At 69.6% G+C, this 23,601-nt stretch carries 24 protein-coding genes and 4 tRNA genes; 15 read left to right on the top strand and 13 right to left on the bottom strand.

The genetic code is table 11. The features are described 5' to 3' along the window. Window positions 1–40: 40 nt before the first annotated feature. Window positions 41–1,579, bottom strand: a complete 1,539-nt coding sequence (locus BN39_RS10100) for an FAD-dependent monooxygenase (protein ID WP_040767309.1) — start codon at window positions 1,577–1,579, stop codon at window positions 41–43. Window positions 1,580–1,592: 13 nt separating this feature from the next. Continuing rightward, entirely contained in the window at window positions 1,593–3,239 is a 1,647-nt protein-coding gene (locus BN39_RS10095) for an AMP-binding protein (RefSeq protein ID WP_019202275.1), read from the bottom strand. A gap of 172 nt (window positions 3,240–3,411) precedes the next feature. Between BN39_RS10095 and BN39_RS10090 the strand changes: the two genes are divergently transcribed. Continuing rightward, complete coding sequence (locus tag BN39_RS10090) at window positions 3,412–4,683, top strand: aromatic acid/H+ symport family MFS transporter (RefSeq protein WP_019202274.1); 1,272 nt, start codon at window positions 3,412–3,414, stop codon at window positions 4,681–4,683. 55 nt (window positions 4,684–4,738) lie between these two features. On the opposite strand, the gene BN39_RS10085 is transcribed toward BN39_RS10090, so the two are convergent. From BN39_RS10085 to BN39_RS10070, 4 genes are all read right to left on the bottom strand, one after another. Further along, a tRNA-Phe gene (locus BN39_RS10085) sits at window positions 4,739–4,815 on the bottom strand. 45 nt (window positions 4,816–4,860) lie between these two features. Beyond that, a tRNA-Asp gene (locus tag BN39_RS10080) sits at window positions 4,861–4,937 on the bottom strand. 25 nt (window positions 4,938–4,962) lie between these two features. Next, window positions 4,963–5,035: transfer RNA gene (locus BN39_RS10075), tRNA-Glu, on the bottom strand. A gap of 108 nt (window positions 5,036–5,143) precedes the next feature. Next, window positions 5,144–6,838: a GMC family oxidoreductase gene (locus BN39_RS10070; protein WP_192814844.1), complete on the bottom strand. Its 1,695-nt coding sequence runs from the start codon at window positions 6,836–6,838 to the stop codon at window positions 5,144–5,146. A 55-nt stretch (window positions 6,839–6,893) separates the two neighbouring features. Between BN39_RS10070 and BN39_RS10065 the strand changes: the two genes are divergently transcribed. From BN39_RS10065 to BN39_RS10055, 3 genes are read left to right on the top strand one after another with little or no spacing between them, the layout of a single operon-like run. Then, window positions 6,894–7,487 (top strand): TetR/AcrR family transcriptional regulator, encoded by a 594-nt coding sequence (locus BN39_RS10065; protein ID WP_159103237.1) that lies wholly within the window; start codon window positions 6,894–6,896, stop codon window positions 7,485–7,487. A gap of 1 nt (window position 7,488) precedes the next feature. Continuing rightward, entirely contained in the window at window positions 7,489–8,928 is a 1,440-nt protein-coding gene (locus BN39_RS10060; RefSeq protein WP_019202271.1) for an NAD(P)/FAD-dependent oxidoreductase, read from the top strand. After that, window positions 8,919–9,542 carry a hypothetical protein gene (locus tag BN39_RS10055; protein WP_019202270.1) on the top strand — a complete coding sequence of 208 codons (624 nt, stop codon included), beginning with the start codon at window positions 8,919–8,921 and terminating at the stop codon, window positions 9,540–9,542. Before BN39_RS10060 ends, BN39_RS10055 begins: the two co-directional genes overlap by 10 nt. Before the next feature lie 17 nt (window positions 9,543–9,559). On the opposite strand, the gene BN39_RS10050 is transcribed toward BN39_RS10055, so the two are convergent. Next, window positions 9,560–10,420, bottom strand: a complete 861-nt coding sequence (locus tag BN39_RS10050; RefSeq protein ID WP_019202269.1) for a sigma-70 family RNA polymerase sigma factor — start codon at window positions 10,418–10,420, stop codon at window positions 9,560–9,562. 79 nt (window positions 10,421–10,499) lie between these two features. On the opposite strand from BN39_RS10050, the gene BN39_RS10045 reads away from it, so the two are divergent. Genes BN39_RS10045 through BN39_RS10035 form a run of 3 tightly spaced genes read left to right on the top strand, consistent with a single transcriptional unit; the run spans window position 10,500 to window position 11,728 of the window. Beyond that, complete coding sequence (locus BN39_RS10045; RefSeq protein ID WP_019202268.1) at window positions 10,500–10,886, top strand: DoxX family protein; 387 nt, start codon at window positions 10,500–10,502, stop codon at window positions 10,884–10,886. Window positions 10,887–10,925: 39 nt separating this feature from the next. Next, on the top strand, window positions 10,926–11,255 hold the full coding sequence (locus BN39_RS10040) for a helix-turn-helix transcriptional regulator (RefSeq protein WP_019202267.1): 330 nt from the start codon (window positions 10,926–10,928) through the stop codon (window positions 11,253–11,255). Next, window positions 11,252–11,728: an SRPBCC family protein gene (locus BN39_RS10035; RefSeq protein ID WP_019202266.1), complete on the top strand. Its 477-nt coding sequence runs from the start codon at window positions 11,252–11,254 to the stop codon at window positions 11,726–11,728. Before BN39_RS10040 ends, BN39_RS10035 begins: the two co-directional genes overlap by 4 nt. A 37-nt stretch (window positions 11,729–11,765) precedes the next feature. Here BN39_RS10035 and BN39_RS10030 read toward each other — a convergent pair. Next, window positions 11,766–11,838: transfer RNA gene (locus BN39_RS10030), tRNA-Lys, on the bottom strand. Window positions 11,839–11,868: 30 nt separating this feature from the next. Next, complete coding sequence (locus BN39_RS10025; protein WP_040767299.1) at window positions 11,869–12,285, bottom strand: VOC family protein; 417 nt, start codon at window positions 12,283–12,285, stop codon at window positions 11,869–11,871. A gap of 100 nt (window positions 12,286–12,385) precedes the next feature. On the opposite strand from BN39_RS10025, the gene BN39_RS10020 reads away from it, so the two are divergent. Beyond that, a complete protein-coding gene (locus tag BN39_RS10020) occupies window positions 12,386–13,627 on the top strand; it encodes a glycosyltransferase (RefSeq protein WP_081586071.1) in 1,242 nt (413 codons plus the stop codon). Here BN39_RS10020 and BN39_RS10015 read toward each other — a convergent pair. The 4 genes from BN39_RS10015 to BN39_RS10000 are packed head-to-tail and all read right to left on the bottom strand — an operon-like array spanning window position 13,541 to window position 17,766. After that, window positions 13,541–14,611: an ABC transporter ATP-binding protein gene (locus BN39_RS10015; protein ID WP_019202263.1), complete on the bottom strand. Its 1,071-nt coding sequence runs from the start codon at window positions 14,609–14,611 to the stop codon at window positions 13,541–13,543. The genes BN39_RS10020 and BN39_RS10015 overlap by 87 nt on opposite strands. Window positions 14,612–14,654: 43 nt before the next feature. Continuing rightward, window positions 14,655–15,965, bottom strand: a complete 1,311-nt coding sequence (locus tag BN39_RS10010; protein ID WP_019202262.1) for an ABC transporter substrate-binding protein — start codon at window positions 15,963–15,965, stop codon at window positions 14,655–14,657. A 38-nt stretch (window positions 15,966–16,003) separates the two neighbouring features. Beyond that, complete coding sequence (locus BN39_RS10005; RefSeq protein WP_237741683.1) at window positions 16,004–16,783, bottom strand: carbohydrate ABC transporter permease; 780 nt, start codon at window positions 16,781–16,783, stop codon at window positions 16,004–16,006. 50 nt (window positions 16,784–16,833) lie between these two features. Beyond that, window positions 16,834–17,766: an ABC transporter permease subunit gene (locus tag BN39_RS10000; protein WP_019202260.1), complete on the bottom strand. Its 933-nt coding sequence runs from the start codon at window positions 17,764–17,766 to the stop codon at window positions 16,834–16,836. A 236-nt stretch (window positions 17,767–18,002) separates the two neighbouring features. Between BN39_RS10000 and BN39_RS09995 the strand changes: the two genes are divergently transcribed. From BN39_RS09995 to BN39_RS09965, 7 genes are all read left to right on the top strand, one after another. Further along, window positions 18,003–18,290: a hypothetical protein gene (locus tag BN39_RS09995; RefSeq protein WP_019202259.1), complete on the top strand. Its 288-nt coding sequence runs from the start codon at window positions 18,003–18,005 to the stop codon at window positions 18,288–18,290. Then, window positions 18,287–19,237, top strand: a complete 951-nt coding sequence (locus tag BN39_RS09990) for an ABC transporter ATP-binding protein (protein WP_019202258.1) — start codon at window positions 18,287–18,289, stop codon at window positions 19,235–19,237. The genes BN39_RS09995 and BN39_RS09990 overlap by 4 nt, the downstream gene beginning before the upstream one ends. Next, window positions 19,234–20,055, top strand: coding sequence for an ABC transporter permease (locus BN39_RS09985; RefSeq protein WP_019202257.1), 822 nt, complete (start codon window positions 19,234–19,236; stop codon window positions 20,053–20,055). The genes BN39_RS09990 and BN39_RS09985 overlap by 4 nt, the downstream gene beginning before the upstream one ends. Then, a complete protein-coding gene (locus BN39_RS09980; protein ID WP_019202256.1) occupies window positions 20,055–21,200 on the top strand; it encodes a sensor histidine kinase in 1,146 nt (381 codons plus the stop codon). Before BN39_RS09985 ends, BN39_RS09980 begins: the two co-directional genes overlap by 1 nt. Continuing rightward, on the top strand, window positions 21,197–21,829 hold the full coding sequence (locus tag BN39_RS09975; RefSeq protein ID WP_019202255.1) for a DNA-binding response regulator: 633 nt from the start codon (window positions 21,197–21,199) through the stop codon (window positions 21,827–21,829). The genes BN39_RS09980 and BN39_RS09975 overlap by 4 nt, the downstream gene beginning before the upstream one ends. Window positions 21,830–22,015: 186 nt before the next feature. Next, on the top strand, window positions 22,016–23,002 hold the full coding sequence (locus BN39_RS09970) for an acyl-ACP desaturase (RefSeq protein ID WP_019202254.1): 987 nt from the start codon (window positions 22,016–22,018) through the stop codon (window positions 23,000–23,002). Window positions 23,003–23,117: 115 nt separating this feature from the next. Then, on the top strand, window positions 23,118–23,601 hold a 484-nt coding region (locus BN39_RS09965; RefSeq protein WP_159103236.1), incomplete at its 3' end, for an acyl-ACP desaturase.

Here is a 23,601-nt window from a genome sequence, read left to right as displayed (position 1 = left end):
CACGGGCAGGGATGCCCGCCGGATGGCGACCACGACCGATTCAGTCCGTCAGGATCGCCGCGTCGACCCGACGGGCGGCAACGGCGGACGCGGCCTCCGAACGGGCCGTGGCCGGCATCTCGACCACCACCGTGTGCCGGCCGGCCCAGCGCACCCGTTCCGCGATGTCGATCCTGGCTCCCACCGATGCAGCAGTGCCGTCGCCACCCAGCACCAGGATCCGTTCCGCAGCGCCGCGCAGTTCCTCGACCGCCGCGTCGTGCTCGGCGTTCCACGCGTCGCCGCCGGTCCACTGCCACCGCCGAACAGTCGTCTCCGGCAGATCGACGACCTTCACGATCCGCGAAGGAGCCGAGAACTCGTCGGTCTCGAGCGGCCGCGACAGCACCCAGTCGTCGAGTCGTTCGAGCTCGTGCACCGGAGCGTCACCCAGGTACGCCAGAGCGATGCGCGCGTTGTCGGGGTACTCCCGGGCGTAGTCGGCGACGCCGATGTTGCCGGCGCGGGTCATGTACGACAACGCGATCTCCTCCGGTCTCCGCGCAGAACGGTCCCGGAAGCTGGACCACCACGCCTGCGAGCGAGCGGCGAGGTGCTTGAACTTCTCCACTCCGGGCCTCCGCGCGGCCTCGTACGCTTCGAACGCTGCACGGACGTCGGCGTGGGTGCCGAGCGCGTCGGCCAGCGAGATCGCATCCTCGAGCGCCAGCTTGGTGCCGGATCCGATCGTGTAGTGCGCGGTGTGCGCGGCATCGCCGAGCAGCACCACATTGCCCGCGGACCATCGGTCGAGGGAGACCGTGGGAAACTGCGCCCATCGCGTTCGGTTCGCCAACAGAGGGCGCCCGCGGAGTTCGTCGGAGAAGACGTCCTCGAGCAGGTCCAGACTGCGTCGGTCGGATTCGCCCGGGGCCACCTGGCGGTGATTTTCTGCGAGCCGCGCGCTCTCCCACGTGTGTGCGTCCACTTCGATCAGGAACGTGCTGCGGTCGTCAGTGTACGGATACGCGTGCACCACGAACAGACCGTCGCCTCGGGTACGCCACGTAAAGTGCGCGTTCTCCACCGCGAAATCGGTTCCGCACCACATGTAATGGAGCGCTCCGTACGCGACGTGGACCCCCAGTTCCGCTTGCAGCTTCTCCCGCACGGCGCTGCGAGCGCCGTCGGCCGCAACGATCACGTCCGCCTCGAGCTCGGATTCGTCGACTCGAGCGCCCATCCGGATGCTCACTCCCACTTCGCGTGCGGCATCGGCCAACACCTCGAGGAGGATAGCCCGGCCGATGGCGAGGTTCCGCGCGCCGTGGAGGTGCACCTCCTCGGAATCGGTGCGCAGCACCAGGTTGTGTCCGGCATGACTCGCCGATCGCATGCGCTCCGCGAGATCAGGATCCACCGCGGCGACGTTGCGCATCGTCGCCTCGGTCAGCCCGACCCCGAATCCGAATGTGCCCGTGCTGGAGTCGGCCCGCTCGTACACCGTCACCGATGCATCCGGCGAGCGCAGCTTGATCAGTCTCGCTGCAGCGAGGCCCGCGGGCCCGCCACCGATGATCGCCACCGTCCTGCAGGTCATGTCGTCGTCCTCTCTACCGGGCATCCCGGGCCGCATCGGCACGCAGTTTGTCAGCGATCCTCTCGCGCAGGTCCTTCTTCGAGACCTTGCCGACGTTCGAGAGCGGGAACTCGGAGACCACTTCGACCCGTTCGGGAAGTTTGTATTTCGCGAGGCCCTGCGCCAACAGAAACTCTCCCAGCGCCGCTACCGTGATCCCCGCAGCCCCCGGCTCGAGGATGAGGAAAGCACACGCGCGCTCACCGAGCACGGGATCGGGCATCGCGACCAACGCGGCGTTCACCACATCCGGATGACGCAGAATGATCTCTTCGACTTCTTCGGCGTGGATCTTCTCGACACCACGGTTGATCACGTCCTTGATTCGCCCCTCGATGGAGTACATCCGGACGCCGTTGATCTCGTGTGCGCGCGCGAGGTCGCCTGTGCGGTAGAAGCCATCGGAGCTGAACGCGTCCCGGTTATGCTGCGCAGCACGGTAGTAGCCCCGGATCGTGTACGGGCCGCGCGCGCAGAACTCACCGATTTCACCAACGGCGACTTCATCGTCGCTTCCGATCGCCGCGATTCGGACCTCGTCGGCAACCGACACGGGTGCCCCGACGGTGCGGTGACGCACGTCCTCTCCCGCCCCATCGGGCGTCACGAGGAACATGCCCTCGGCCATCCCGAACATCTGCATGACGGCGATACCGAGTTCGTCCCGCAACCGCTGCGAGACCCCTTCGGGCAGCGCCTGTCCTCCGACGATGAACTGCGTGATGCAGCTCAGATCCGCACCACGACTCCGCGGCTCCTCCAGCATCCGGACCGCCAGAGCAGGGGGTACGAGAGGAAGGGACACGGGTCGTTCGGCCTCGATCAGATCCAGCAACGGTGGGACGGCCGCAGAGGGCGCGAGAACCAGGGTGGCGCCGGTGAGTAGTACTGGCTGCACCGCGAGCGCGATACCGGCGTTGTGCATCACCGGAAGTGGGTAGAGGACTCGCGTGGAGGAGTCCCAACCGAGCGCCTCCGCCCATGCGCGAGAGTTGTACACGTACTCCTCGTGCTGTCGCGGCGCCACCTTGGGCAGTCCGGTGGTCCCGCCGGACAGCTGGTACACCGCGATCTGCTCGGGATGCACCGGCGCGGGCGCGGGTCCGCCGGCCCCATCGGCGACGAGTTGTTCCAACGTCGGGCCTCCGCCGATGGCCTCGCCCCGAGCGACGATGATCGTGTCGAGCACGCCCTCCGCGTGAAGCTCGCGGGCGACCTGCGCCGGCTCTCCTCGGCCGTGATCCGCCTGCAAGACGGACGCGCGCGCACCGACATGCTGAGCAAGCAGTCCGATCTCGCGGACTCGGTGCTGAGGGAGGGTGCACACCGGGCGCAGTCCCGCGACGAGGGAGCCCAGGTAGGCGACCAGGGTCTCCGCCACATTGCCCATCTGGAACATCACCGGTTCGCCGACGGCGAGGTCGGTTCCGGCCTGAATCCCCGAGGCGAACGACCGCGCCCTGCGCGCCAGATCGGAGTAGCTCCACCGAACCTCAGGGGTGACGAGGGCCGGACGGTCGGCGAAGCGATCGGCGGCATCGAGAAGTTCGTCCGGCAAGGAGCGACCACACCAGTAGCCCTGTTCCCGGTACTTCGCCACGAACTCGGCCGGATAGGGCACGAGTCCGGCGTCAGCAGGGGGGAGAGCCGGGCGAGAGGTAGGTGTTGACATGCGAGTCAATATATCAACATGAATGTTGACAAGGCAAGGTTTTCGCCGTTTGATCATGGAGAGCGGCATCTCAGGAGTCTCGCCGCGAAGCCCTTCCGCCCCTTGAGGAGTCCCGATACCCATGCACCCCCACGACCACTCGAATCGCCGCTTCTTCGTGGTGGCGGTGTGTTTCGCCGCCATCGTCTTCGACGGATACGACCTGATCGTCTACGGTTCGACGCTGCCCGCATTGTTGGATTACGACGCGTGGTCACTGTCGAAACAGCAGGCCGGCGCAATCGGCAGTTACGCACTGCTCGGCATGTTCTTCGGCGCGATCCTCGCAGGGACCCTCACGGACCGGTTCGGGCGACGCCGCCTGTTCATGGCCTGCTTGATCTGGTACTCGGTCGCGATGATCGCCGTGGCGCTGGCGCCCACCCCCGAGCTACTCGGAGTGTTCCGATTCCTCGCGGGGCTCGGTTTCGGCGGTGTCGCCCCGGTCGCCATCGCGCTCGTCGTCGAGGTCGCCCGGCCGCAGGAGCGGAACCTCCTCAACGCCCTGATGCTCTGCGGGCTGCCCGTCGGCGGCGTGATAGCCGCGGTGTTCGCGCTGACGTGGGGCGACGACCTGGGCTTCCGCGGTTTGTGGGCACTCGGCGCGTCGGCGCTCGTCCTGGTGGTGCCGGTGGCCTGGCGGGTGATCCCGGAAACGACACACGCCGCGACGGCCGCCACCGCAGAAGGAAACCACCGAGGAGCGCTTCGCGAACTCGTCGGAAGCAGGAGGGCGGCGCTCACGCTCTGCCTGTTCGCCGCAGCCAACTTCGCCGGCTTCCTGCTGGTGTTCGGGCTGAACACCTGGCTGCCCGAGCTGATGCGGACCGCGGGCTACAGCGTGGGATCTGCGCTGACCTTCCAGGTACTGCTCAACGCGGGAGCCATCGTCGGCGGGCTCGCCGGGGCGGCCCTGGCGGACCGATTCGGCAATCGCACGGTCGCGGCGGGATACTTCGTCGTCGCGTCCGTAGCGATCGCCGGGATGGCGATGACCCCTTCGACAACGGTGATGTACTTCGTCGTCGTGCTCGCCGGAGCCGGCTCGATCGGGACTCAGATCGTGCTCTTCGGTTACGTCGCCACGCATTATCCGATACAGGTTCGGGCATCGGCTCTCGGTATCACCACGGGTGTCGGACGTCTAGGTGCAGTGACGGGGCCCCTCGCGGGCGGCGTGTTGCTCGGCGCGGGGGCGACGTTCGGAGGGATCGCCGTCGCGTTCGGAGTCGTCGCGCTGATCGGAGGCATCGCATGCCTCACGGTGCCTCGCGCGGCCACGATGGGCGCATCGCCGACCGAAGATCGGGCGACACCGGCGCAAGGAGGTTCCGTGGTCACGCGATCGCGATGACGAACGTCCGGCCGGCCCGCGGACACAAGAAAACCCCCTGCGATGAGGGGGTTCTTGGTGGCCAGGGCCGGGATCGAACCGGCGACCTTCCGCTTTTCAGGCGGACGCTCGTACCAACTGAGCTACCTGGCCGTCCGATGCCGGCTGTACCGTCACCGCCGAGTCCTAGAACTCGGATGGCGACCCTGACGGGACTCGAACCCGCGACCTCCGCCGTGACAGGGCGGCGCGCTAACCAACTGCGCCACAGGGCCATATGCAATTTTGCGTCTTGCGACGTACCCCCTACGGGATTCGAACCCGCGCTACCGCCTTGAAAGGGCGGCGTCCTAGGCCACTAAACGAAGGGGGCTCGCTTCGGGCGACCGAAGCCGCTCTCCGCACCGCTTCCGTGTTCCGTTGGGAGCTGGGATAGCCTATGACAGATAGTACCAAGTTCCCAAATCGGCAGGTCAGCTATCTATTCACGGACCTTCGGCGACGGTAGGAGCAGGGCTCCCGGTGCGCTTGCGGGCACAGCCGGTCTGACGGGCGGCACCGCGTCGATCCGACGGTACGCCCGCCCCGGCGCCGGCCGCGGGTCGACGTCGCCCCGGTTCGGCCAGAAGGACATGGCCCGTTCCGCCTGCGCGGTGATGGTGAGCGACGGGTTCACGCCCGGGTTCGCGGTGATGGCGGAACCGTCGGCGATGTGCAGGCCCGGGTATCCGAACACCCGCTGGTACGGATCGACGACGCCGTCATCCGGTCCCTCCCCGATCACGCACCCGCCGATGAAGTGCGCCGTGAGGGGCACGCCGAACATGCCCGCGGTGGATCCGCCCGCCGCGCCGCCGATCCGCTCGGCGAGATCGCGGGTGACGGAGTTGGCGACGGGGATCCAGCTGGGGTTCGGCTCGCCCTCTCCCTGCCGGCTGGTCATCCGGCCGAACGGGCCGCGGCGCAGCGACGTGGTGATCGAGTTGTCCAGCGCCTGCATCACCAGCACCACGACGGTCTGCTCGGCCCACCGGCGCGGATCGTGCAGCCGCCACGCTCCCCGTAGCCCCAACTCCCGATAGGCGCGCAGGATCGCACGCAGCGTCCCCACGCCGGGTTCGGGATCGATGAGCGGCGCGTTCATGAGCGACAGCGCCCCGGACCCCTTGCCGTACCGGACGAATTCGACGTGGGTGTGGTCGTCGGGGTGGAACGACGAGGTGATCGCGACACCGGGCGTCACGTCGCGGTCCCGGTCGAACGAGCGGGCGCCCAGCACCGCTTCGGAATTCGTGCGGCTGAGTTCGCCCACGCGGCGCGAGAGCCGCGGCAACGACCGGCGCCGCAGCCGGTGCAGCAGGTTCTGGGTGTTGAGCGCGTTACCCGCGAACACCACCTCCCGAGCGGTGAACACCCTCCTGCGCAGAGGGTTTCCCGTGGAACGCGCGCGGATCACGTAGCCGTCCGGCCCGGGCCGCACATCCGTGACGGTGGTCAGCGGATGCACCACGGCACCGTTCCGTTCGGCGAGGTGCAGGTAGTTCTTGACGAGCGTGTTCTTCGCCCCCACACGGCATCCCGTCATGCAGGCGCCGCATTCGGTGCACGTGGTCCGCTCGGGACCGGCGCCACCGAAGAACGGGTCACCGGCGGGCGCGCCCGGCCGTTCGCCGAACAGGACTCCCACGTCGGCCGGGTGCAGCGTATCCGCGACCCCGGCGGCCGCGGCGGACTCCTCGATCAGCGCGTCGGCGGGCGAGCGGCCGGGCCACGTGGTCACCCCGAGCATGCGCTTGGCCTGGCCGTAGTGCGGTGCGAGTTCGGCCCGCCAGTCGGTGATGTGGCGCCACTGCGGGTCGGTGAAGAACCCGTCGAGCGGTTCGTACAGGGTGTTCGCGTAGACCAGTGAGCCGCCGCCCACGCCGGCCCCGCTCGCGATGAGGACGTCCTTGAGCAGCGTGATCCGCATGATCCCGAAGCACCGCGCCCAGGGCGCCCAGAGGAACCGCCGGACGTTCCAGGAGGTGCGCGGCAGCTCGTCGTCCGCGAACCGGCGCCCCATCTCGAGGACGCCGACGCGGTATCCCTTCTCGGTGAGCCGGAGTGCGGAGACCGAACCACCGAAGCCGGAACCGATCACCACGACGTCGTAATCCACGTCACGTGTGCGTGCCATGGACGCAGAGTAGGCCACTATTGACACAATGACAATAGTGCGGGACGCTGCCCTCGTGACGCGCACCCGACTCGACCCCGAAGAACGCCGCCGGCAGATCCTCGACGCGGCGCGCGAGCTGTACCGGGACCGCCCCTACGAGTCGGTGTCCACGCAGGAGCTCGCCGACGCGGCGAACGTGAGCCGCAGCCTGATCAACCACTACTTCGGTGACAAGCGCGCCATCTTCCTGACGGTGATGCGCGAGGCCGTGATCATGCCCCTGGCGCCGGTTCCCGATCTCGGCGATCGCCCACTGCCCGAGGCGGTCCGGGGCGTCATGGAGTGGATCCTGGACGCCGCGGCCACCTTCGGACAGGACTGGGTGAACACCAGCGGCGGCGTCGACCTGCACGGCGATTCGGACGTGCAGGCCGTGATCGACGACGCCGACGACCGCGCCGCCCGCCTCGTCCTCGACGCGGTGGGCCTGCCCGACGACGCCCATCTGCGGGCCCGGCTACGGCCCGCCGCCGCGATCACCAAGGCCGCGTGTCGCGAGTGGCTCCAGCGCGAGACCCTCTCCCGCGACGAGGTTCTCGACATCGTGACCGGCACCGTCGTCCACATCCTCGGCCCGCACGCCGGGACACCACGGGAAGGCTCCTGACATGCCCTCGATCGGCATCATCGGTTCCGGCTTCGGCGCGCTCGCCGTCGCGATCACCCTCCTGGAGGACGGCCACGACGACATCCGGCTGTGGGAGCGCTCCGACTCGATCGGCGGCGTCTGGCGCGACAACACCTACCCCGGAGCCGCGTGCGACGTCCCGTCGGCCCTGTACTCCTTCTCCTTCGAGCCCTTCACCGGGTGGGCCTCGCGCTACGCCCACCAGCCCCAGATCCTCACGTACCTGCGGCGGACCGCGGCGAAGTACGGCGTGACGCCGCGGGTGCGGACCGGCGCCACCGTGGTGGCCGCGACGTTCGACGAGGCGCGCTCGCAGTGGGAGGTCGGGCTCGCGGACGGCACCGTCGACCGGGTGGACGTGCTGGTGAGCGCCGTCGGGCAGCTGTCCGATCCGGCGCTTCCGGCCATCCCCGGCATCGACCGTTTCCGCGGCATCGCGTTCCACTCCGCCCGGTGGGACCACTCGGCACCGTTGTCCGGCAAGCGGATCGCAGTGGTGGGCACCGGGGCGAGCGCGATCCAGTTCATCCCGCACCTCGCCGACCGGGCCTCGGAACTCCTCGTGTTCCAGCGCACCCCGTCGTACATCCTCCCCCGCCCCGACCAGCGGTACGGGCGCCTGTACCGCGGCGCGTTCCGGAACGTCCCGGGCGCGCTGCAGCGGGAGCGGGAGACGTTCTGGTCCATCGCCGAACAGTTCTCCCGCGGTCTCGACGACGACTCCCGCGCCGGCCGGATCATCCGCGCACTCGCGCTGACGCATCTGCGGCTGCGCGTGCGAGACCGCGCGCTGCGGGAGGCGCTCACCCCGGACTACCCGGTGGGCTGCCGCCGGATCCTGTTCGCCAACAGCTTCTACCCCACGATGACCCGGCCCCACGTCGGGCTCGTCACCGCCGCGGTCGGCGAGGTCACCGAGACCGGGCTCGTCGCCGACGGCGTCCACCACGAGGTCGACGCGATCGTCTTCGCCACCGGCTTCGACGCCCAGAACTTCCTGTCCTCCATGCGGATCGAGGGCACGGGCAGCCGACTGCTGGCCGACGCGTGGGCCGACGGTGCGCGCGCCCACCTCGGCATGCACGTGCCCGGCTTTCCGAACTTCTTCGTCGCCTACGGCCCCAACACCAATCTGGGCGGCGGGTCGATCGTCTACATGCTCGAGGCCCAGGCGCGCCACATCCGGGACGTGCTCCGCCGGATGCGCGACGGCGGTCACCGCAGCGTCGCGGTGACGCGGGAGGCTGCGGACCGGTTCGACCACGCGGTGCAGCACCGCCTGGAGCGCTCCGTGTGGGGGCACTGCGAGAGCTGGTACCGCCACCCGTCGGGGCGCATCACGTCGAACTGGCCGGGCAACACCCGCACCTACGCAGACGCCACCGCGCGGCTCGCTCCCGAGGAGTTCTCATGGACGTGACCTACCCGCCCGAGCCCTGGCACCTGACCGGCCACTGCCTCGTCAGCCTGTTCCTCGTGCCCGGCGACGATGCCCCGGATCCGCCGCTCCCGTCGGGCGCCCGCACGCTCACCGTCTTCGGCCGGCGCATCGTGGCCACCGCGTTCTTCGTCTACGAGCCCCCCAGTCCGCTCACCTACAACGAGATCATGTGCACCACGGTGAGCGTGCGCCGCCTGCTCCCCTTCGTCACGATCCCGTTCATCCAGGTCGACAGCGCCGCATCGCGCGCCGGCGGCCGCGAGCTGTGGTCGATCCCCAAGGAGCTCAACGGGTTCGCGGTGCGACGGCTCGACCGGTACGCCGCGGAATCGGTCGCCACCGCGCGTCTGCCCCGGCCGCCCCGGTGGGTGCTCCCGTTCCTGCCCATCGCCTTCCGGCTGCTCCAGGGCGACGACGCCGGCGGGGCGCGGACCCCGGTGGCGGGCCTGGTCCGGGCGCGGCCCGTCCGCGCGGAGTGGGAGTTCGACGGTGCCGGCCCCCTCGCCCACCTCGCCGGGCGCCGCCCCGTGTTCTCACTGGCGGTGCCGCGTTTCCGCCTGCGGTTCGGGGGCCGGCGCACGCGGCGGTGGTGAGCGCACCGTCGAAACCGTCAGAGGGAGGGCAGCTCCATCGCGGCGAGCCGGCGCGAGTCCACGATGGACTCGAGGTCCACGATCACCCCGCCCACCACGGTGCAGGCCATGAGGGCCAGCGGCCGCCCCGCCGGGCTCCACACCAGGATCCCGGGCGCGCCGTTGACGCTGACCCGGCGCGCCTCGATCTGAGCGCCCGCACCGCGCCGGGCGAGCGCCAGGACCTCGTTCGCCCCCGCCGACGTGATCCGGCCGCGCGCGGTGTGCCGGGTCCACGTGACGTCCGGGTCGAGCACCGCGAGCAGGGCGTCGAAATCGCCGTCGCGGGCTGCGGCGAGGAAGGCGTCCACCACCGCGCGCTGCTGCTGCCTGTCGATCGACGGTCGCGGCTGGTCCTGGACCCGGCGACGGGCCCGGCTCGCCAGCATCTTCGCCGCGTCGGGCGACCGGCCCACGATCGGGCCGATCTCCGCGAAGGGCACGGCGAACATGTCGTGCAGCACGAACGCCAGGCGCTCCTCGGGCCGCAGCGATTCCAGCACCACCATCATCGCGAGGCCCACCGCGTCGGCGGCCACGGCCGCGTCCTCGGGGCCGTCCACGTCCTCGGTGACCACCGGGTCGGTCGCCAGCCCGTCGAGGCCGGTCTCGGCGCGCGAGGCGCGGCGGCGCAGCGCGTCGATGCAGATCCGGCCCACCACCCGGGTGAGCCAGCCGGCGAGATTGTCGATGGGCGCACCGTCGTACGCGGCGAGCCGCAACCAGGCCTCCTGCACGGCGTCCTCGGCGTCCGCACGCGAGCCGAGCGCGCGCGTGGCGACCGCGAGGAGCCGGGGCCGGTGCTCCTCGAACCGCTCGGCCAGAGCTGGTCGTTCCATCGTCGTTACCTTTCCACGTCGTGATCCGTCATCACAGTGACGAGCCCGAACGGGCGAACGTAACGAGGAGGGAATTCCCATGAACACCGCACTGTGGATCATCACCGGGCTCCTGGCCGCCGGCTTCGTCGCGGGAGGTGGCGCCCTGATCCTGCTGCCGCGCGAGCGGTACCGGGCGCTGGGCGCGAACCAGCACTGGGTCGACGACTTCGGCGACGGGCACCTCAAGGCCATCGGGGCGATCAAGGCGACCGGTGGGGTCGGCCTCGTCCTGCCGCCGCTGGTGGGCGTGGCCGAGGTGCTCTCGCCGCTCGCCGCGTGCGGGCTCGCGCTGTTCATGGCGGGCGCGGCCACCACGCGTTTCCGCCGCGACGAGTGGGCCTACATGGCCGGCGACGTGGTGTTCATCGCCGCGTTCGCCTTCATCGCGTGGGGCAGGTTCGCGCTCGCCCCGTACGGTGGCTGACCGTTGACGACACAATGCGTAAGTAGTAACTTACGCATTGTGTCCATCACCGCCGACCCCTGGTCCGCCCTCGCCGATCCCACCCGGCGAACGGTGTTCGCGCGCGTGGCCGCCGGGCCCTGCTCGGTCACCGCGATCGCGCGGGACCTCCCCGTCAGCCGGCCCGCCGTCTCGCAGCACCTGCGCGTCCTCCTGGACGCGCGCCTCGTGGACGTGCACAAGCAGGGGCGCGAACGCCTCTACCGCCCCCGCCCCGACGGCCTCGCCGCCATGCGCCGCGAGCTCGAGAGTTACTGGACACAGACGCTGACCACGTTCAAGCAGCTGGCCGAACAGGCCTACTCCGAGGAAGGGAACCCACCGTCATGAGCGCGACATCCGAACGCACCGAGTTGCGGGTCGACATCACCGTCGACGTACCGATCGACTTCGCCTTCCGGGTCTTCACCGAACGGTTCGACGAGATCAAACCGCGCGAGCACAACCTGCTCGCCGTGCCCATCGAACGGACCGTGCTCGAACCGCACGCGGGCGGCACGATCTACGACGTCGGGACCGACGGCACCGTGTGCACGTGGGCGCGCGTGCTCGCCTGCGATCCGCCGAACACGCTGACGTTCACCTGGGACATCAGCCCGCGCTTCCAGATCGAGACCGACCCGTCCCGGGCCAGCGAGGTGGAGATCCGATTCGTCGCCGAGGCCCCGTCGCGCACCCGGGTCGAGGTCGAGCACCGGCACCTGGACCGGCACGGCGAGGGCTGGCAGGCCTTCGACACCCTTGACGGCGCGAACGGCTGGCCGCTCTACCTCGAGCGCTTCCGCGCCGTCGCTGAGGCCTGACTCGAGCAGCGCCGTTGCGGGCGCAGCCGGGGTGTCGTACCCCCCGTGGGACTCGAACCCACAACCAGCGGATTAAAAGTCCGATGCTCTGCCAATTGAGCTAGGGGGGCGCCGCCGGAAATCGTAGCAGCGGGATCGCGCTACGACGCGGCGGCGTTGACCATCCAGTGGACGCCGAAGCGGTCGGTGCACATGCCGAACGTGTCGCCCCAGGGAGCCTTCATGAACGGTGCGGTCACGGTGCCGCCGGCGGAGAGCTTCTCCCACCAGCCGGTGAGCGTGTCCAGGTCGTCACCGGACAGCGACACGGAGACGTCGTCGCCGACGGTGCGCGCCATGCTCGACGGGGTGTCGGCGCACATGAGGGTGAAGCCGTCCGGCGTGGTGAGCATCCCGTGCATCACCTTCGTCGCCTCGGACGGATCGATTCCCATCTCCGGCGGCATTCCCTCGAACGTCGAGATCTCGAGGTCACCCCCGAACACGTCACGGTAGAACTCCAGGGCCTCGCGGGCGGTGTCGGCGAAGCTGATGTACGGATTCAGGCGAACGGTCATGGACATGATTGTGCGCGCGCAGGCCCGTGCACGAGAACAGTTCGCCCACATGATCCCGCACGTTCACCCCGCCGTCCGCACCCCCGGGCAGCCTGGCCCCATGCACATCGTCCAATTGGCGAACTTCTACGGCCCGCGCTCGGGCGGCCTGCGCACCGCGGTCGACCAACTGGGCGCGGGCTACGTCGCGCGCGGGCACGCCGCGACCCTCGTCGTGGCCGGCGCGCGGCCCGCCGACGAGGTACTCGACTCCGGTGTTCGCCGCATCACCGTGCCCGGCCGGCAGTTCTTCCAGGTGCAGGGCTACCGCGCCGCGAGCCCCGTCCGGATCCGCCGGCTGCTCCCCCAGCTGGGTGCCGACAGCCTCGAGGTCTCCGACCGGCTCACTCTGCGAGGCATGGGCCCGTGGGCGAAGGCCCGGGGCATCGGGTCGATCATGATCAGCCACGAGCGGCTGGACCGGATGATCGAACTGGGCGCACCACCGGCCGTCGCGACATGGGCTTCCGACGTGGCGAACCTCGGCACGGCGCGCAGCTACGACACCGTCGTCTGCACCACCGGATTCGCGGGCGAGGAGTTCGCCCGGGTGCACGCGCCCAACGTCGAGACGGTGCCGCTCGGCGTGGACCTCGACACCTTCCACCCCGGCCGGGCCACGCCGCGGGCGCGGGAACGGTGGGCGTCCGGGGCGAGCCCGGGCGAGGCGCGCCCCGCCGACATCCTGCTCGTGCAGTCGTGCCGGCTCTCGATGGAGAAGCACCCGGCGCGGGGCATCGAGGTGCTGCGCGCCCTGGTGTCCGACGGTGCCCGCGCCCGCCTGGTGATCGCGGGCGGCGGCGCGATGGAGGGTGAACTCCGCAGGCAGGCAGCAGGATTGCCCGTCACCTTCACCGGGCACCTCGACGACCGCGAGGCCCTCGCCGACCTCCTCGCCTGCGCCGACGCGGCGATCTGCCCTGGGCCGCACGAGACCTTCGGCCTCAGCGCCATGGAAGCCCTGGCCTCGGGGACGCCGATCGTGGTGTCCCGCAACAGCGCCCTCTCCGCCGTGGCCGGCGCGGGCTGCGGGCTCCCGGCCGCGGACACGGGCGCCGCATTCGCCGCGGCGGTGCGGGCCGTGGTGGAGCGCGGTGACTACGGGGCCGCCGCGCGGGCGTGCGCCGAGGAGTACACCTGGGACCGCGCGGTGGAGACGATGCTGCGCCTGCATCGGCGCACCGCCGACCGCCGGAGGTTCCTGCGGCGCACCGGATCAGCGCAGGCGGTCGCCCGATTCCGCGTGGAAGAACAGCGCCTGCTCGGCGGCGGGGATGAGCCCCGCCTCCTCGCCGGCTCGTAGCGTCGTCGCGCGGTCCACGCGCGCCACGACCGGCTTGTCCTGCCCGTCCACGGTCACGTACACCAGCGCCTCAGCGCCCAACTCCTCCACGAGGGCCACGGTCCCGCGCGCGGCGCCGGCGGCATCCGGGGACACCACGTCGAGCGCCTCGGGCCGCAGCCCGACGGTCACCGTCTCCCCCGATTCGACGGTGCGCGGCACCGCCACGGTCGCGCCCGCGATCTGCGCGCCGGCCTCCGTCCGCGGCACCGTCAGCAGGTTCATGCCCGGCGAGCCCAGGAAGCCCGCGACGAAGGTGTTCACCGGATCGTCGTAGAGCTCGCGCGGCGGCGCCACCTGCTGCAGCAGGCCGTCTTTGAGGACGGCGACCCTGTCGCCCATCGTCATCGCCTCGACCTGATCATGGGTCACGTACAGGGTGGTGACGCCGAGCCGCCGCTGCAGCGCCGAGATCTGCGACCGTGTCGAGACCCGCAGCCGTGCATCGAGATTCGACAGCGGTTCGTCCATGGCGAAGACCTTGGGATGCCGGACGATGGCCCGCCCCATCGCGACGCGCTGCCGCTGCCCGCCGGAGAGCCGCGCGGGCTTCCGGTCGAGCAGCGGCTCGAGCTCCAGCATGGCGGCGGCCTCGGCCACCTGCTTCGCCGTGTCCTCCTTGGACACACCGGCGTTACGCAGGGCGAAGCCCATGTTCTGCGCCACCGTCATGTTGGGGTAGAGCGCGTAGTTCTGGAACACCATGGCCACGTCGCGCTTCTTCGGCGAGACCGCGGTCACGTCCGCATCGTCGATGAGGATGCGGCCGTCGGTCACCGCCTCGAGGCCGGCGAGCGCCCGCAGGCTGGTCGACTTGCCGCACCCGGAAGGGCCGACCAGCACGACGAACTCGCCGTCGGCGATGTCCAGGTCGAGCGAGCTGACCGAAGGCCGGTCGGCTCCGGGGTACTGGACCGTCGCCCCGTCGAAACGCACCGTTGCCATGGTGTTCCTTGACTCCTCGTTACTCCGCTACGAAAGCTGCCGGCTACTTGGGCAGCTTCGGGGTGATCTGCGAATCGATCTTTCCCTGGATCGTCTTCTGCAGGGCGCCGAGCACCGCCGCCGCGTCACCGCCGGTGGCGATCTGCTGCAGCGCCTGCCCGATGTCGCGGCCACCGCCCGGCACGAACACGCGGGCGTTGTCCTGGACGCGGGTGTGCGGCAACTGCTGCACGGCCGTACCGAAGTTGGGGTTCTTCTCGATGAAGGCCTTCATCGACGGATCGTCGACGGCCGCCTTGCGCACGGGCATGTAGCCGGTCGCCTGCGAGAACTTGGCCGTGTTCTCCGTGTTCGTGAGGAACTCGATGAACTTCACCGCGGCCGCCTTGCGGTCGTCGGCGATATCGGCCGCCACGGCCACGCCGGCGCCGCCGGTGGGGCAGGACTTCCCCTGCGGGCCGGGCAGGAACGCGGTGCCCAGCTCGAACTTCGCGGTGGTGCTGATGGTCTTGAGCGACCCGGTGGACTGCAGTGTGACGGCGGCCAGCCCGGCGCCGAAGTCGTTCTCCGGCTTGCTGGTCAGGCGGCCCCACTTGCCGACCACGTCCTTGAGCTGGTTCGCCGCGGCGACCGACTCCGGGGAGGTGAACGTGAGGTCCCAGCCGTCCGAGTAGGCGCCGCCCTTCGACCAGTTCCAGCCCTCGAAGACCCAGTCGATGTAGTTCGCCGAATCGGCGAGCACGATGGCCTTCTTATCGCCGCCGATGGCCTCCTGGATCCGCGGCGCCCAGGAGACGAACTCGTCCCAGTCCTTCGGGCCGCGATCCTCGAGGCCGGCCTTCTTCCACACGTCCTTGTTGTAGTAGAACAGCGGCGTCGAGCGGGCGTAGGGCACCGCGTAGTGCTTGCCGTCGAACTTCGTGTCCGCGAGCAGCGAGTCGACGTAGTCGCCCGGCTTGAGGTTCGCGCCGGCGAACAGGTCGTCGAGCGGCGCGATCTGCTTGTTCAGGGCGAAGTTGAACCAGGTGACGTCGGAGACCACGATGATGTCCGGCTTGGTGCCGCCGGAGAGGGCGGTCTGGAACTTCTGCGCCACCTCCTCGTAGTCCTTGCCGCCGTCGAGGAGCTCGATCTTGATGCCCGCGTTGGCCTTCTGGAACGCGTCGATCAGCTCCTGCTCCACGGCCTTCGAGCTGCCGGGATGATTGGTGAGGAAGCGCAGCGTGATGTCGCCGCCGCTCCCGCCGGAGTTCGACGAGCCGCCGGATCCGCCGGAACCCGCGCAGGCTGCCGCGACGGCCGCGGTGGCGGCGAGTCCGGCCGCGAGGAAGCCGCGTCTGGTGAGGTCGACCATGAGTTTCTCCCTTGGTTACTTCTGGTGGTGGATCCCGGTCAGCCCTTGACTGCGCCGGACGTGAGGCCCTTGATCATCTGCCGTTGCAGGATCAGGAAGACGATGAGCATCGGCAGCGCGGTGAGCAGCGTCGCCGCCATGACGGGCCCCCAGTTCACGCCCTGCTCGGTGTTCTGCAGCAGCGTGAGGCCGACGGGCAGCGGGGCCACGGCGGCGTTGTCCGACATGAGGAACGGCCACAGGTACTCGTTCCACTCGTTCACCAGGGTGATCACCGCGAACGCCACCATCGTGGGGATCGAGATGGGCAGGATCACCCGGAACAGCAGCCGAAGGTGGCCCGCCCCGTCCATCCGCGCGGCCTCCACGATCTCCTTGGGCAGCGAGAGGAAGTGATTGCGCATGAGGAAGGTGCCGAACGCCACGCCCAACAGCGGCAGGATGATGCCGCGGAAGGTGTTTCGCATATCGGCCATCAACGCGTAGTTCGAGATCACCGTGATCTGGTTGGGCACCATCAGCGCGGCGATGATCAGCACGAACAGCGCCTTCTTGAACGGGAAGCGCAGGAACACCAGCGCGTACGCGCTGGTCACCCCGAGCACGAACTTGATGCCGCCCGTGACCAGCGTGATGACGGCCGAGTTCTTCAGGTAGTCCCAGTACGGGATCTCCTGCGTGACGTAGCTGTAGTTGTCCGGGTACCAGGTGGGCGGCCACCAGGTGGCGGGCGAGACGAAGATGTCCGGCCGGTCCTTGAACGAGGTGATGAAGATGAAGTACACCGGCACGACCACCAGTGCCAGGGCGGCGAGCATCCCGGCGTAACCGATCGCCTTCTTACCGATGTCGCTCGTGGGCGAACCGCTCACTTGTCGTCCCCCCGATCCATCATCCGGACCTGGATCACCGTGACGATGAGCAATGCGATGAACATGATCGTCGCGATCGTGGCCCCGTAGCCCGCGCGCTGGTTCCGGAAGGTCTGCCAGTAGATGTCGAAGACCATCGTCGTGGTGCCGCCCTGCGGGCCGCCGTCCGGGAACATGATGTTGACGATGTCGAAGACCTGAAGGCTGTTGAGCAGCACCGTGATCGACAGGAAGAAGGTTGCCGGGCGCAGCTGCGGCAGTGTGACCCGCCAGAACTTCCGCCAGGCCGGCGTCCCGTCGATCGCCGCCGCCTCGTCGAGGTCCTTGTTGAGCCCCTGCAGCGCCGCGAGGTAGATGACGAAGGTGTACCCCAGGTTCTTCCAGACGTAGGTGAACGTCACCAGGAACAGCGCCCACCCCGGTTCCTGATAGAAGTCCGGACTCTCGATGCCGAACCAGCCCAGGATCGAGGCCGCCGCACCGAACTGCGGGTTGAACACGAAGTAGAACGCGGCGCCGATCGCGGCGCCCGAGATGACGAACGGCGCGAAGATCGCGGACCGAACCAGGTTGCGGCCCTTGAGGTTCTGGTCGAGCAGCATCGCGAGCGCCAGGCCCAGCACCATGGAGAAGACCAGCGCGCCGATCGTGAAGATCAGCGTGACGGTGACGACCTTCCAGCTCTCCGCGCTGGTGAAGAACTCACGGTAGTTGTCCAGCCCGATCCACCTCGCGGGATCCGCGCTGGCGAGCGACCACTCCTGGAAGCTCAGCCGCACGTTGTCGATCAGCGGGCGGTAGGTGAAGACGGCGAGCAGCGCCAGGTTGGGGACCACGAACAACAGGAAGAGCAGATTGTCCTTGGGCACCAGATTGGCGGCCAGCCCCTTCTTGGGTGATGGCTCCACCCGTTCGGTCGTGGCGGTCACCGCCGTAGCGTGCTGCACTTCGGCGTCCGGCGGACGAAAATCAGGTTGAGATTCGGTAACGAATTCGTGATCGCATGGGGCGCATGCCACGCGGGCGGACGCCGGACACCCCGGAACCGCAGGTCCGGGCCCCGTCGGGCGGCATGACGAATGTCATGACGAAACGGTGACAACCCCGGCGGAACCGGTGACAGCGGGCACTACGGACGGCGCCGGATCCGGGCGAGGCTTGAACCATGAACGCCAACGACCTCCACTCCCTGTCCCACACCTCCTCCGAGACACCCCGCCGGACCGAGTCCCGCGGCGGGGCGCACGACCTGCTCATGGACTCGATGCGCCTCGGCCCCGCCCCGACCCGGGCCCGGGAGGGCGCCGTGATCGTGACCTCGGTGCTGTTCCTCGCAGCAGTGATCGCGATCCTCCAGCCCCCGGTGATCGCCGCCGCGATCGTCTCCGGCGTCGTCGCCCTGCACCTCGCGGTGCGCTGGGTCCTCGGCACCCGGAAGTGGGGCGCCGCATGACCGCCCCCGTCATCGCCGCCACCGGCCTGCGCCGCACCTACGGCTCCGGTGCGAACGCCTTCGAGGCCGTCCGCGGGATCGACCTGGACATCCGGCCCGGTGAGGTGTTCGCCCTGCTCGGCACCAACGGCGCCGGCAAGACCTCGACCCTGGACCTGCTGGAGGGGCTCGCCGAGCCCACCGCCGGCGAGCTCGCGGTGTTCGGCCTGGACCCGCGCCGCGACCGCCGGAAGGTGCGCCCGCTCTGCGGCATCATGCTCCAGTCCGGCGGCCTCCCCTCCGACCTCACCGTCCGCGAGACCCTCGAGATGTGGCGGGGGACCTGCTCTAACCCCACCACCTCCGACGTGGTGTTGGAGAAGGTTCGCCTCACCGAGCGGGCCGACGTCCGAGTCGGCTCACTCTCCGGCGGAGAGCAGCGCCGCGTCGACCTGGCCTGCGCCCTGGTGGGCCGGCCGCAGCTGCTGTTCCTCGACGAGCCGACCACGGGCCTCGATCCCGAGAGCCGGCGCTCCACCTGGGAACTCCTCGCCGAGCTCAAGGCCTCGGGCGTCACGATGGTGCTCACCACGCACTACCTGGACGAGGCGGAGGCCCTGGCCGATCGCATCGCGATCATGCACCGCGGCAGCATCGCCCGGCTCGGCACGCTGCGCGAGATCGTCGAGGACCACCCCGCGCAGATCGCCTTCGAGGATCCTCGCGTGCCGCTGCCCCACCTTCCCGGTGCGCTCGTCGCCACGGCGGCGAGCGGCCGCACCACGATCAGGACGCACCGCCTGCAGCAGGACCTGCACACCCTGCTCGACTGGGCCGCCTCGCACGGCGTCGCCCTCGCCGACCTCCAGGCGCGGCACCCCTCGCTGGAGTCGGTGTTCCTCGCCGTCGCCGACGAATCCTCCTCCGCCCCCGACGCATCCCCCGAGACGATCGGAGCCGCACGATGACCACCGCCACCGTCACGCAGAAGGGCGTGGGCTACGGCCGGCACCCACTGCGCGCCCTCGCCAAGGCCGAGTACCTCCAGTTCCGCCGGAACAAGACACTCATGTTCATGGGAACCGTCTTCCCCGTGGGCATGCCGCTGCTGATCTTCTTCGTGGGCCGCGGCGGCGCGGAGCCGAAGCCGATGGGCACGTTCATCACCTTCGAGCTGTTCGCGCTCAGCGCACTGTTGTTCGTGCAGTACTACTCGGTGCTGTCCATGGTGACCACCCGGCGGTCCGAGGGGGTGCTCAAGCGGCTCCGCACCGGCGAGGCCACCGATCTCCAGATCCTTACCGCGCCCGCCATCCCCGGGGCCATCCTCACCCTCATCGGCACCGCGGTCGTGGCCGCCGCGGTGTACGGCTCGGGGGCGCCGCTCCCCGTGAACGCCCTGCTGATGCTGCTCGCGCTCGCCGCGGGCATCGTGATCTTCACTCTGCTCGCGCTCGCCACGAGCGCGATGACCAAGAACGCCGAGGCCGCGCAGATCACCTCGATCCCCGTGATGATGATCGCGATGCTGGGCATGGGCACGATCCGCCCGATCCTCCCCGACCGGCTGTCCACGATCGCCGACTGGACTCCGTTCGCCGCGATCTCCGACCTCGTCCGGCTGGGCCAGGCCGGCCTCGCGCCGGGCGCCGCCGACGACGCCGCCGCGCTCGACTTCGCGGCGACCTTCGGCGCCACCGGGCGTCCGCTTGCGACACTGGCCCTATGGACCGTGATCTCCCTGGCACTCGCGTACCGGTGGTTCCGCTGGGACGATCGCGGCTGATGCCCAGCCCCGTGGGCCGCTCCCTCGACTGGTGGCACGCGAAATCCGGGCCCGAGAAGTTCCGCCTGTACACCCGGCTGGTACTGCAGAGCGTGCTCGTCGCGATCGTGTTGTCGGTGGTGATCTCCGGCAGCAGCGCCTTCCCCGTGGTCGGCGTGGTGATCGCGGGGATCGGGGCGCTCGCGGGGCTGGAGGCCCAGCCCGAACTGTCGGTCCGCGCCACCGAGCGCCAGCGCCACTACGCGTGGTGGTTCGCGGTGGCGTGCCTGGCCGGCGTCTGGATCGTGTCCCTCGTGCTCGCCCGGCGGGACACCGTCGACGGGGTCGACGCGAAGGCCACCGCGATCTTCGCCGTCGGCATGGCCGCGATGTCGGTGCTCCCGTTCATGCGGAACCGGTGGTGGTGGCTCCTCGCGACGGCGGCCGTGACGGGACTCCTGCTCGGCGACACCAGGTTCGTCGTCGTCATTCTGGTGATCGGGGTGTTCCTGATGTGGACCTCGCAGGCCACGGTGTGGAGCCTGCAGGTGCTCACGGAGCTGGAGGACAGCAAGAAGGTCGCCGCCGAACTCGAGGTCGCCGAGGAGCGGCTGCGCTTCTCCCGCGACTTGCACGACGTGGTGGGCCGCGCGTTCGCCGCGGTCGCGGTGAAGAGCGAGCTGGCCGCCACGCTGGCCCGCGCCGGTGCCGCGGACCGGGCGGCCACCGAGATGGACGAGGTGAAGGCCCTCGCAGTCACCTCGCTCGAGGACGCGCGCGCCCTGGTGCGCAGCTACCGCGACATCGACCTCCGCGTCGAGGTCGAAGGCGCGCGCTCGCTGCTCTCGGCCGCGGGCTGCCGGCTCCGGCTCATCGGCGGCGCCGACGAGGTTCCGCCGCGGTTCCACGAGGCCGCCGCCTGGGTGGTCCGCGAGGGCACCACCAACATCGTCAAACACTCCTCTGCCACCGAGGCCGTGCTCACCCTGAGCCCCGCGGGCCTCGTGCTGCGCAACGACGGCGTGCACCGTCCCGACGGGGAGGACGGCGCACCGTCGGGCATCGAGGGCCTGCGGGGCCGCCTCACGGCGACCGGAACCGTACTCGACGCGCGCCGCACCGGAGACGAGTTCACGCTCAAAGCCACCTGGGAGGAACAGCGATGACCGGCCCCATCGAGGTCATGATCGCGGACGACGAGCACCTGATCCGCACGGCCGTCGCCGCCCTGTTGCGGCTCGAGGACGACATCGACGTGGTCGCCGAGGCCGCGTCCGGCACCGAGCTGATCGCGCTCTGGGACCGCCGCGCCCAGGAGGGGCTGCCGCCGGCGGTCGCGGTTATCGACCTGCAGATGCCCGGTCCGGACGGCATCGACACCGCCGCCGAGCTGCTGCGGCGGACGCCCGGCGCCGCCACGCTCATCGTGACCAGCCACGGCCGGCCCGGCTACCTCAAGCGCGCCCTGGCCACCGGGGTGCGGGGCTTCCTGCCCAAGACGGTCCCGGCGGCGACCCTGGCGCAGGTGATCCGCACCGTCGACGGGGGCGGGCGGTACGTCGACCCGGAGCTGGCGGCGGAGGCGATCAGCGCGGGCGATTCGCCGCTCACCGCCCGGGAGGCCGACGTGCTGGAGTTCGCGGCCGACGGGGCGTCGGTGGAGGAGATCGCGAAGCGCGCGCATCTGAGCCCCGGCACCACGCGGAACTACCTGTCGTCGGCGATGGCCAAGCTCGACGTGGGGAACCGGTACGAAGCGGTCGTCCGGGCCCGCGAGCTGGGTTGGATTCTTTAACCTCGAATTCGCCATAGCGACATCCAGACGTTATCTATACCACATAATTCACTTTCCTGGCCGTATCCGGGATGGGGGCGTAACACTGGAGCGGACGCCCTCGATACAGCTCGACGGTGGAGGCACGGAATCCACAACGCACGGTACGACTGACCAGGAGCCGTGAAACACGGCCGACGGAGGATAATGCAGCGCGAACTCACCCAGCTCGAGCTCCTACAGGAGCTCTCGGGGGTAGCCGAGCAGAACGTCAACCGGCACCTGTCGATGACGAAGAACTGGAACCCGCACGACTACGTGCCCTGGGAGGAGGGCCGCAACTTCGCGGCGCTGGGCGGCCAGGACTGGGACCCGTCGCAGTCGCAGCTCTCCGACGTCGCGCGCGCGGCGATGATCACCAACCTGCTGACGGAGGACAACCTCCCCAGCTACCACCGCGAGATCGCGGAGAACTTCTCCATGGATCACGCGTGGGGCCACTGGGTGGGCCGCTGGACCGCCGAGGAGAACCGGCACGGCATCGCCATGCGCGACTACCTGCTGGCCACCCGCGCCGTGGACCCGGTCAAGCTCGAGCAGTTCCGGATGACCCACATGGGCAACGGCGCCACCTCCGAGGGCCACACCGGCGCCGGCCTCGACGACCGCAGCCTGCTGCACCTGGTCTCCTACGTCACCTTCCAGGAGCTGGCCACCCGCGTCAGCCACCGCAACACCGGCAAGGCGTGCAACGACCCGATCGCCGACAAGCTGCTCCAGCGCATCGCGGCCGACGAGAACCTGCACATGATCTTCTACCGCAACATCTGCGGCGCGGCGATCGACCTGGCGCCGGATCAGGCGCTGCGCGCGGTGACGGACATCGTGACGCACTTCGAGATGCCCGGCCTCGGCATGCCCGACTTCCGCCGCAACGGCGTGCTCATGGCCAAGCACGGCATCTACGACCTGCGCCAGCACAAGGACGAGGTCGTCATGCCCGTCCTGCGCAAGTGGAAGATCTTCGAGCGCGACGACTTCGGCCCCGAGGGCGAGAAGGCGCGCGAGGAACTGGCCGTGTTCCTCGACGAACTGGAGGTCTCCGCGACCAAGTTCGAGGACATGCGCAACCGCTCCCTGGCCCGCGAGGCCGCCAAACAGGAGAAGCGCCAGGCGGCCGCCGCCAGCGCCTGAGGCACCGATGCCTCACACCAGCCGATGGCTCACACTCGGCCCGGTCACGTTGAGTACCAGGGGCGATTTGCGTAGGCTGGGCAGATAGTTTCGCGATTCACACGTCGGAAGAGGAATGATGTCGACCCGTCAACTGACCCAGCTTGAGCTCCTCAAGGAGCTGTCGGGCGTCGCCGAGGACAACGTCAATCGCCATCTCTCGATGACGAAGGACTGGAGCCCGCACGACTACATCCCGTGGTCCGACGGCAAGAACTTCGCCGCGCTCGGTGGTCAGGATTACGACCCCGAGGAGAGCCGGCTGGACGAGGTGGCCAAGGCCGCGATGATCACCAACCTCCTCACGGAGGACAACCTCCCCACCTACCACCGGGAGATCGCCGCCAACTTCTCCATGGACGACGCCTGGGGCCACTGGGTCGGCCGCTGGACGGCCGAGGAGAACCGGCACGGCATCGTCATGCGCGACTACCTGACCGTCACCCGCGGGGTGGACCCGGTCAAGCTCGAGCAGGCCCGGATGATCCACATGACCAACGGGTGGGACCCGCAGGGCAAGGTGGCCCAGCACACCGAGCAGAAGATGACGATGCTGCACT

The organism is Tsukamurella sp. 1534 (assembly GCF_000312385.1).
In the GTDB taxonomy this organism is placed as follows: domain Bacteria; phylum Actinomycetota; class Actinomycetes; order Mycobacteriales; family Mycobacteriaceae; genus Tsukamurella.
This window is presented reverse-complemented; position numbering and strand designations above follow the sequence as displayed.

What these genes read in the sequence shown, in the direction of transcription:
- BN39_RS10100 (WP_040767309.1), bottom strand. Translation starts at nt 1,579, where the DNA reads ATGACCTGCAGGACGGTGGCGATCATCGGTGGCGGGCCCGCGGGCCTC.
- BN39_RS10090 (WP_019202274.1), top strand. Translation starts at nt 3,412, where the DNA reads ATGCACCCCCACGACCACTCGAATCGCCGCTTCTTCGTGGTGGCGGTG.
- BN39_RS10070 (WP_192814844.1), bottom strand. Translation starts at nt 6,838, where the DNA reads ATGGCACGCACACGTGACGTGGATTACGACGTCGTGGTGATCGGTTCC.
- BN39_RS10060 (WP_019202271.1), top strand. Translation starts at nt 7,489, where the DNA reads ATGCCCTCGATCGGCATCATCGGTTCCGGCTTCGGCGCGCTCGCCGTC.
- BN39_RS10055 (WP_019202270.1), top strand. Translation starts at nt 8,919, where the DNA reads ATGGACGTGACCTACCCGCCCGAGCCCTGGCACCTGACCGGCCACTGC.
- BN39_RS10050 (WP_019202269.1), bottom strand. Translation starts at nt 10,420, where the DNA reads ATGGAACGACCAGCTCTGGCCGAGCGGTTCGAGGAGCACCGGCCCCGG.
- BN39_RS10045 (WP_019202268.1), top strand. Translation starts at nt 10,500, where the DNA reads ATGAACACCGCACTGTGGATCATCACCGGGCTCCTGGCCGCCGGCTTC.
- BN39_RS10035 (WP_019202266.1), top strand. Translation starts at nt 11,252, where the DNA reads ATGAGCGCGACATCCGAACGCACCGAGTTGCGGGTCGACATCACCGTC.
- BN39_RS10025 (WP_040767299.1), bottom strand. Translation starts at nt 12,285, where the DNA reads ATGACCGTTCGCCTGAATCCGTACATCAGCTTCGCCGACACCGCCCGC.
- BN39_RS10020 (WP_081586071.1), top strand. Translation starts at nt 12,386, where the DNA reads ATGCACATCGTCCAATTGGCGAACTTCTACGGCCCGCGCTCGGGCGGC.
- BN39_RS10015 (WP_019202263.1), bottom strand. Translation starts at nt 14,611, where the DNA reads ATGGCAACGGTGCGTTTCGACGGGGCGACGGTCCAGTACCCCGGAGCC.
- BN39_RS10010 (WP_019202262.1), bottom strand. Translation starts at nt 15,965, where the DNA reads ATGGTCGACCTCACCAGACGCGGCTTCCTCGCGGCCGGACTCGCCGCC.
- BN39_RS10005 (WP_237741683.1), bottom strand. Translation starts at nt 16,783, where the DNA reads ATGCTCGCCGCCCTGGCACTGGTGGTCGTGCCGGTGTACTTCATCTTC.
- BN39_RS09995 (WP_019202259.1), top strand. Translation starts at nt 18,003, where the DNA reads ATGAACGCCAACGACCTCCACTCCCTGTCCCACACCTCCTCCGAGACA.
- BN39_RS09990 (WP_019202258.1), top strand. Translation starts at nt 18,287, where the DNA reads ATGACCGCCCCCGTCATCGCCGCCACCGGCCTGCGCCGCACCTACGGC.
- BN39_RS09985 (WP_019202257.1), top strand. Translation starts at nt 19,234, where the DNA reads ATGACCACCGCCACCGTCACGCAGAAGGGCGTGGGCTACGGCCGGCAC.
- BN39_RS09980 (WP_019202256.1), top strand. Translation starts at nt 20,055, where the DNA reads ATGCCCAGCCCCGTGGGCCGCTCCCTCGACTGGTGGCACGCGAAATCC.
- BN39_RS09975 (WP_019202255.1), top strand. Translation starts at nt 21,197, where the DNA reads ATGACCGGCCCCATCGAGGTCATGATCGCGGACGACGAGCACCTGATC.
- BN39_RS09970 (WP_019202254.1), top strand. Translation starts at nt 22,016, where the DNA reads ATGCAGCGCGAACTCACCCAGCTCGAGCTCCTACAGGAGCTCTCGGGG.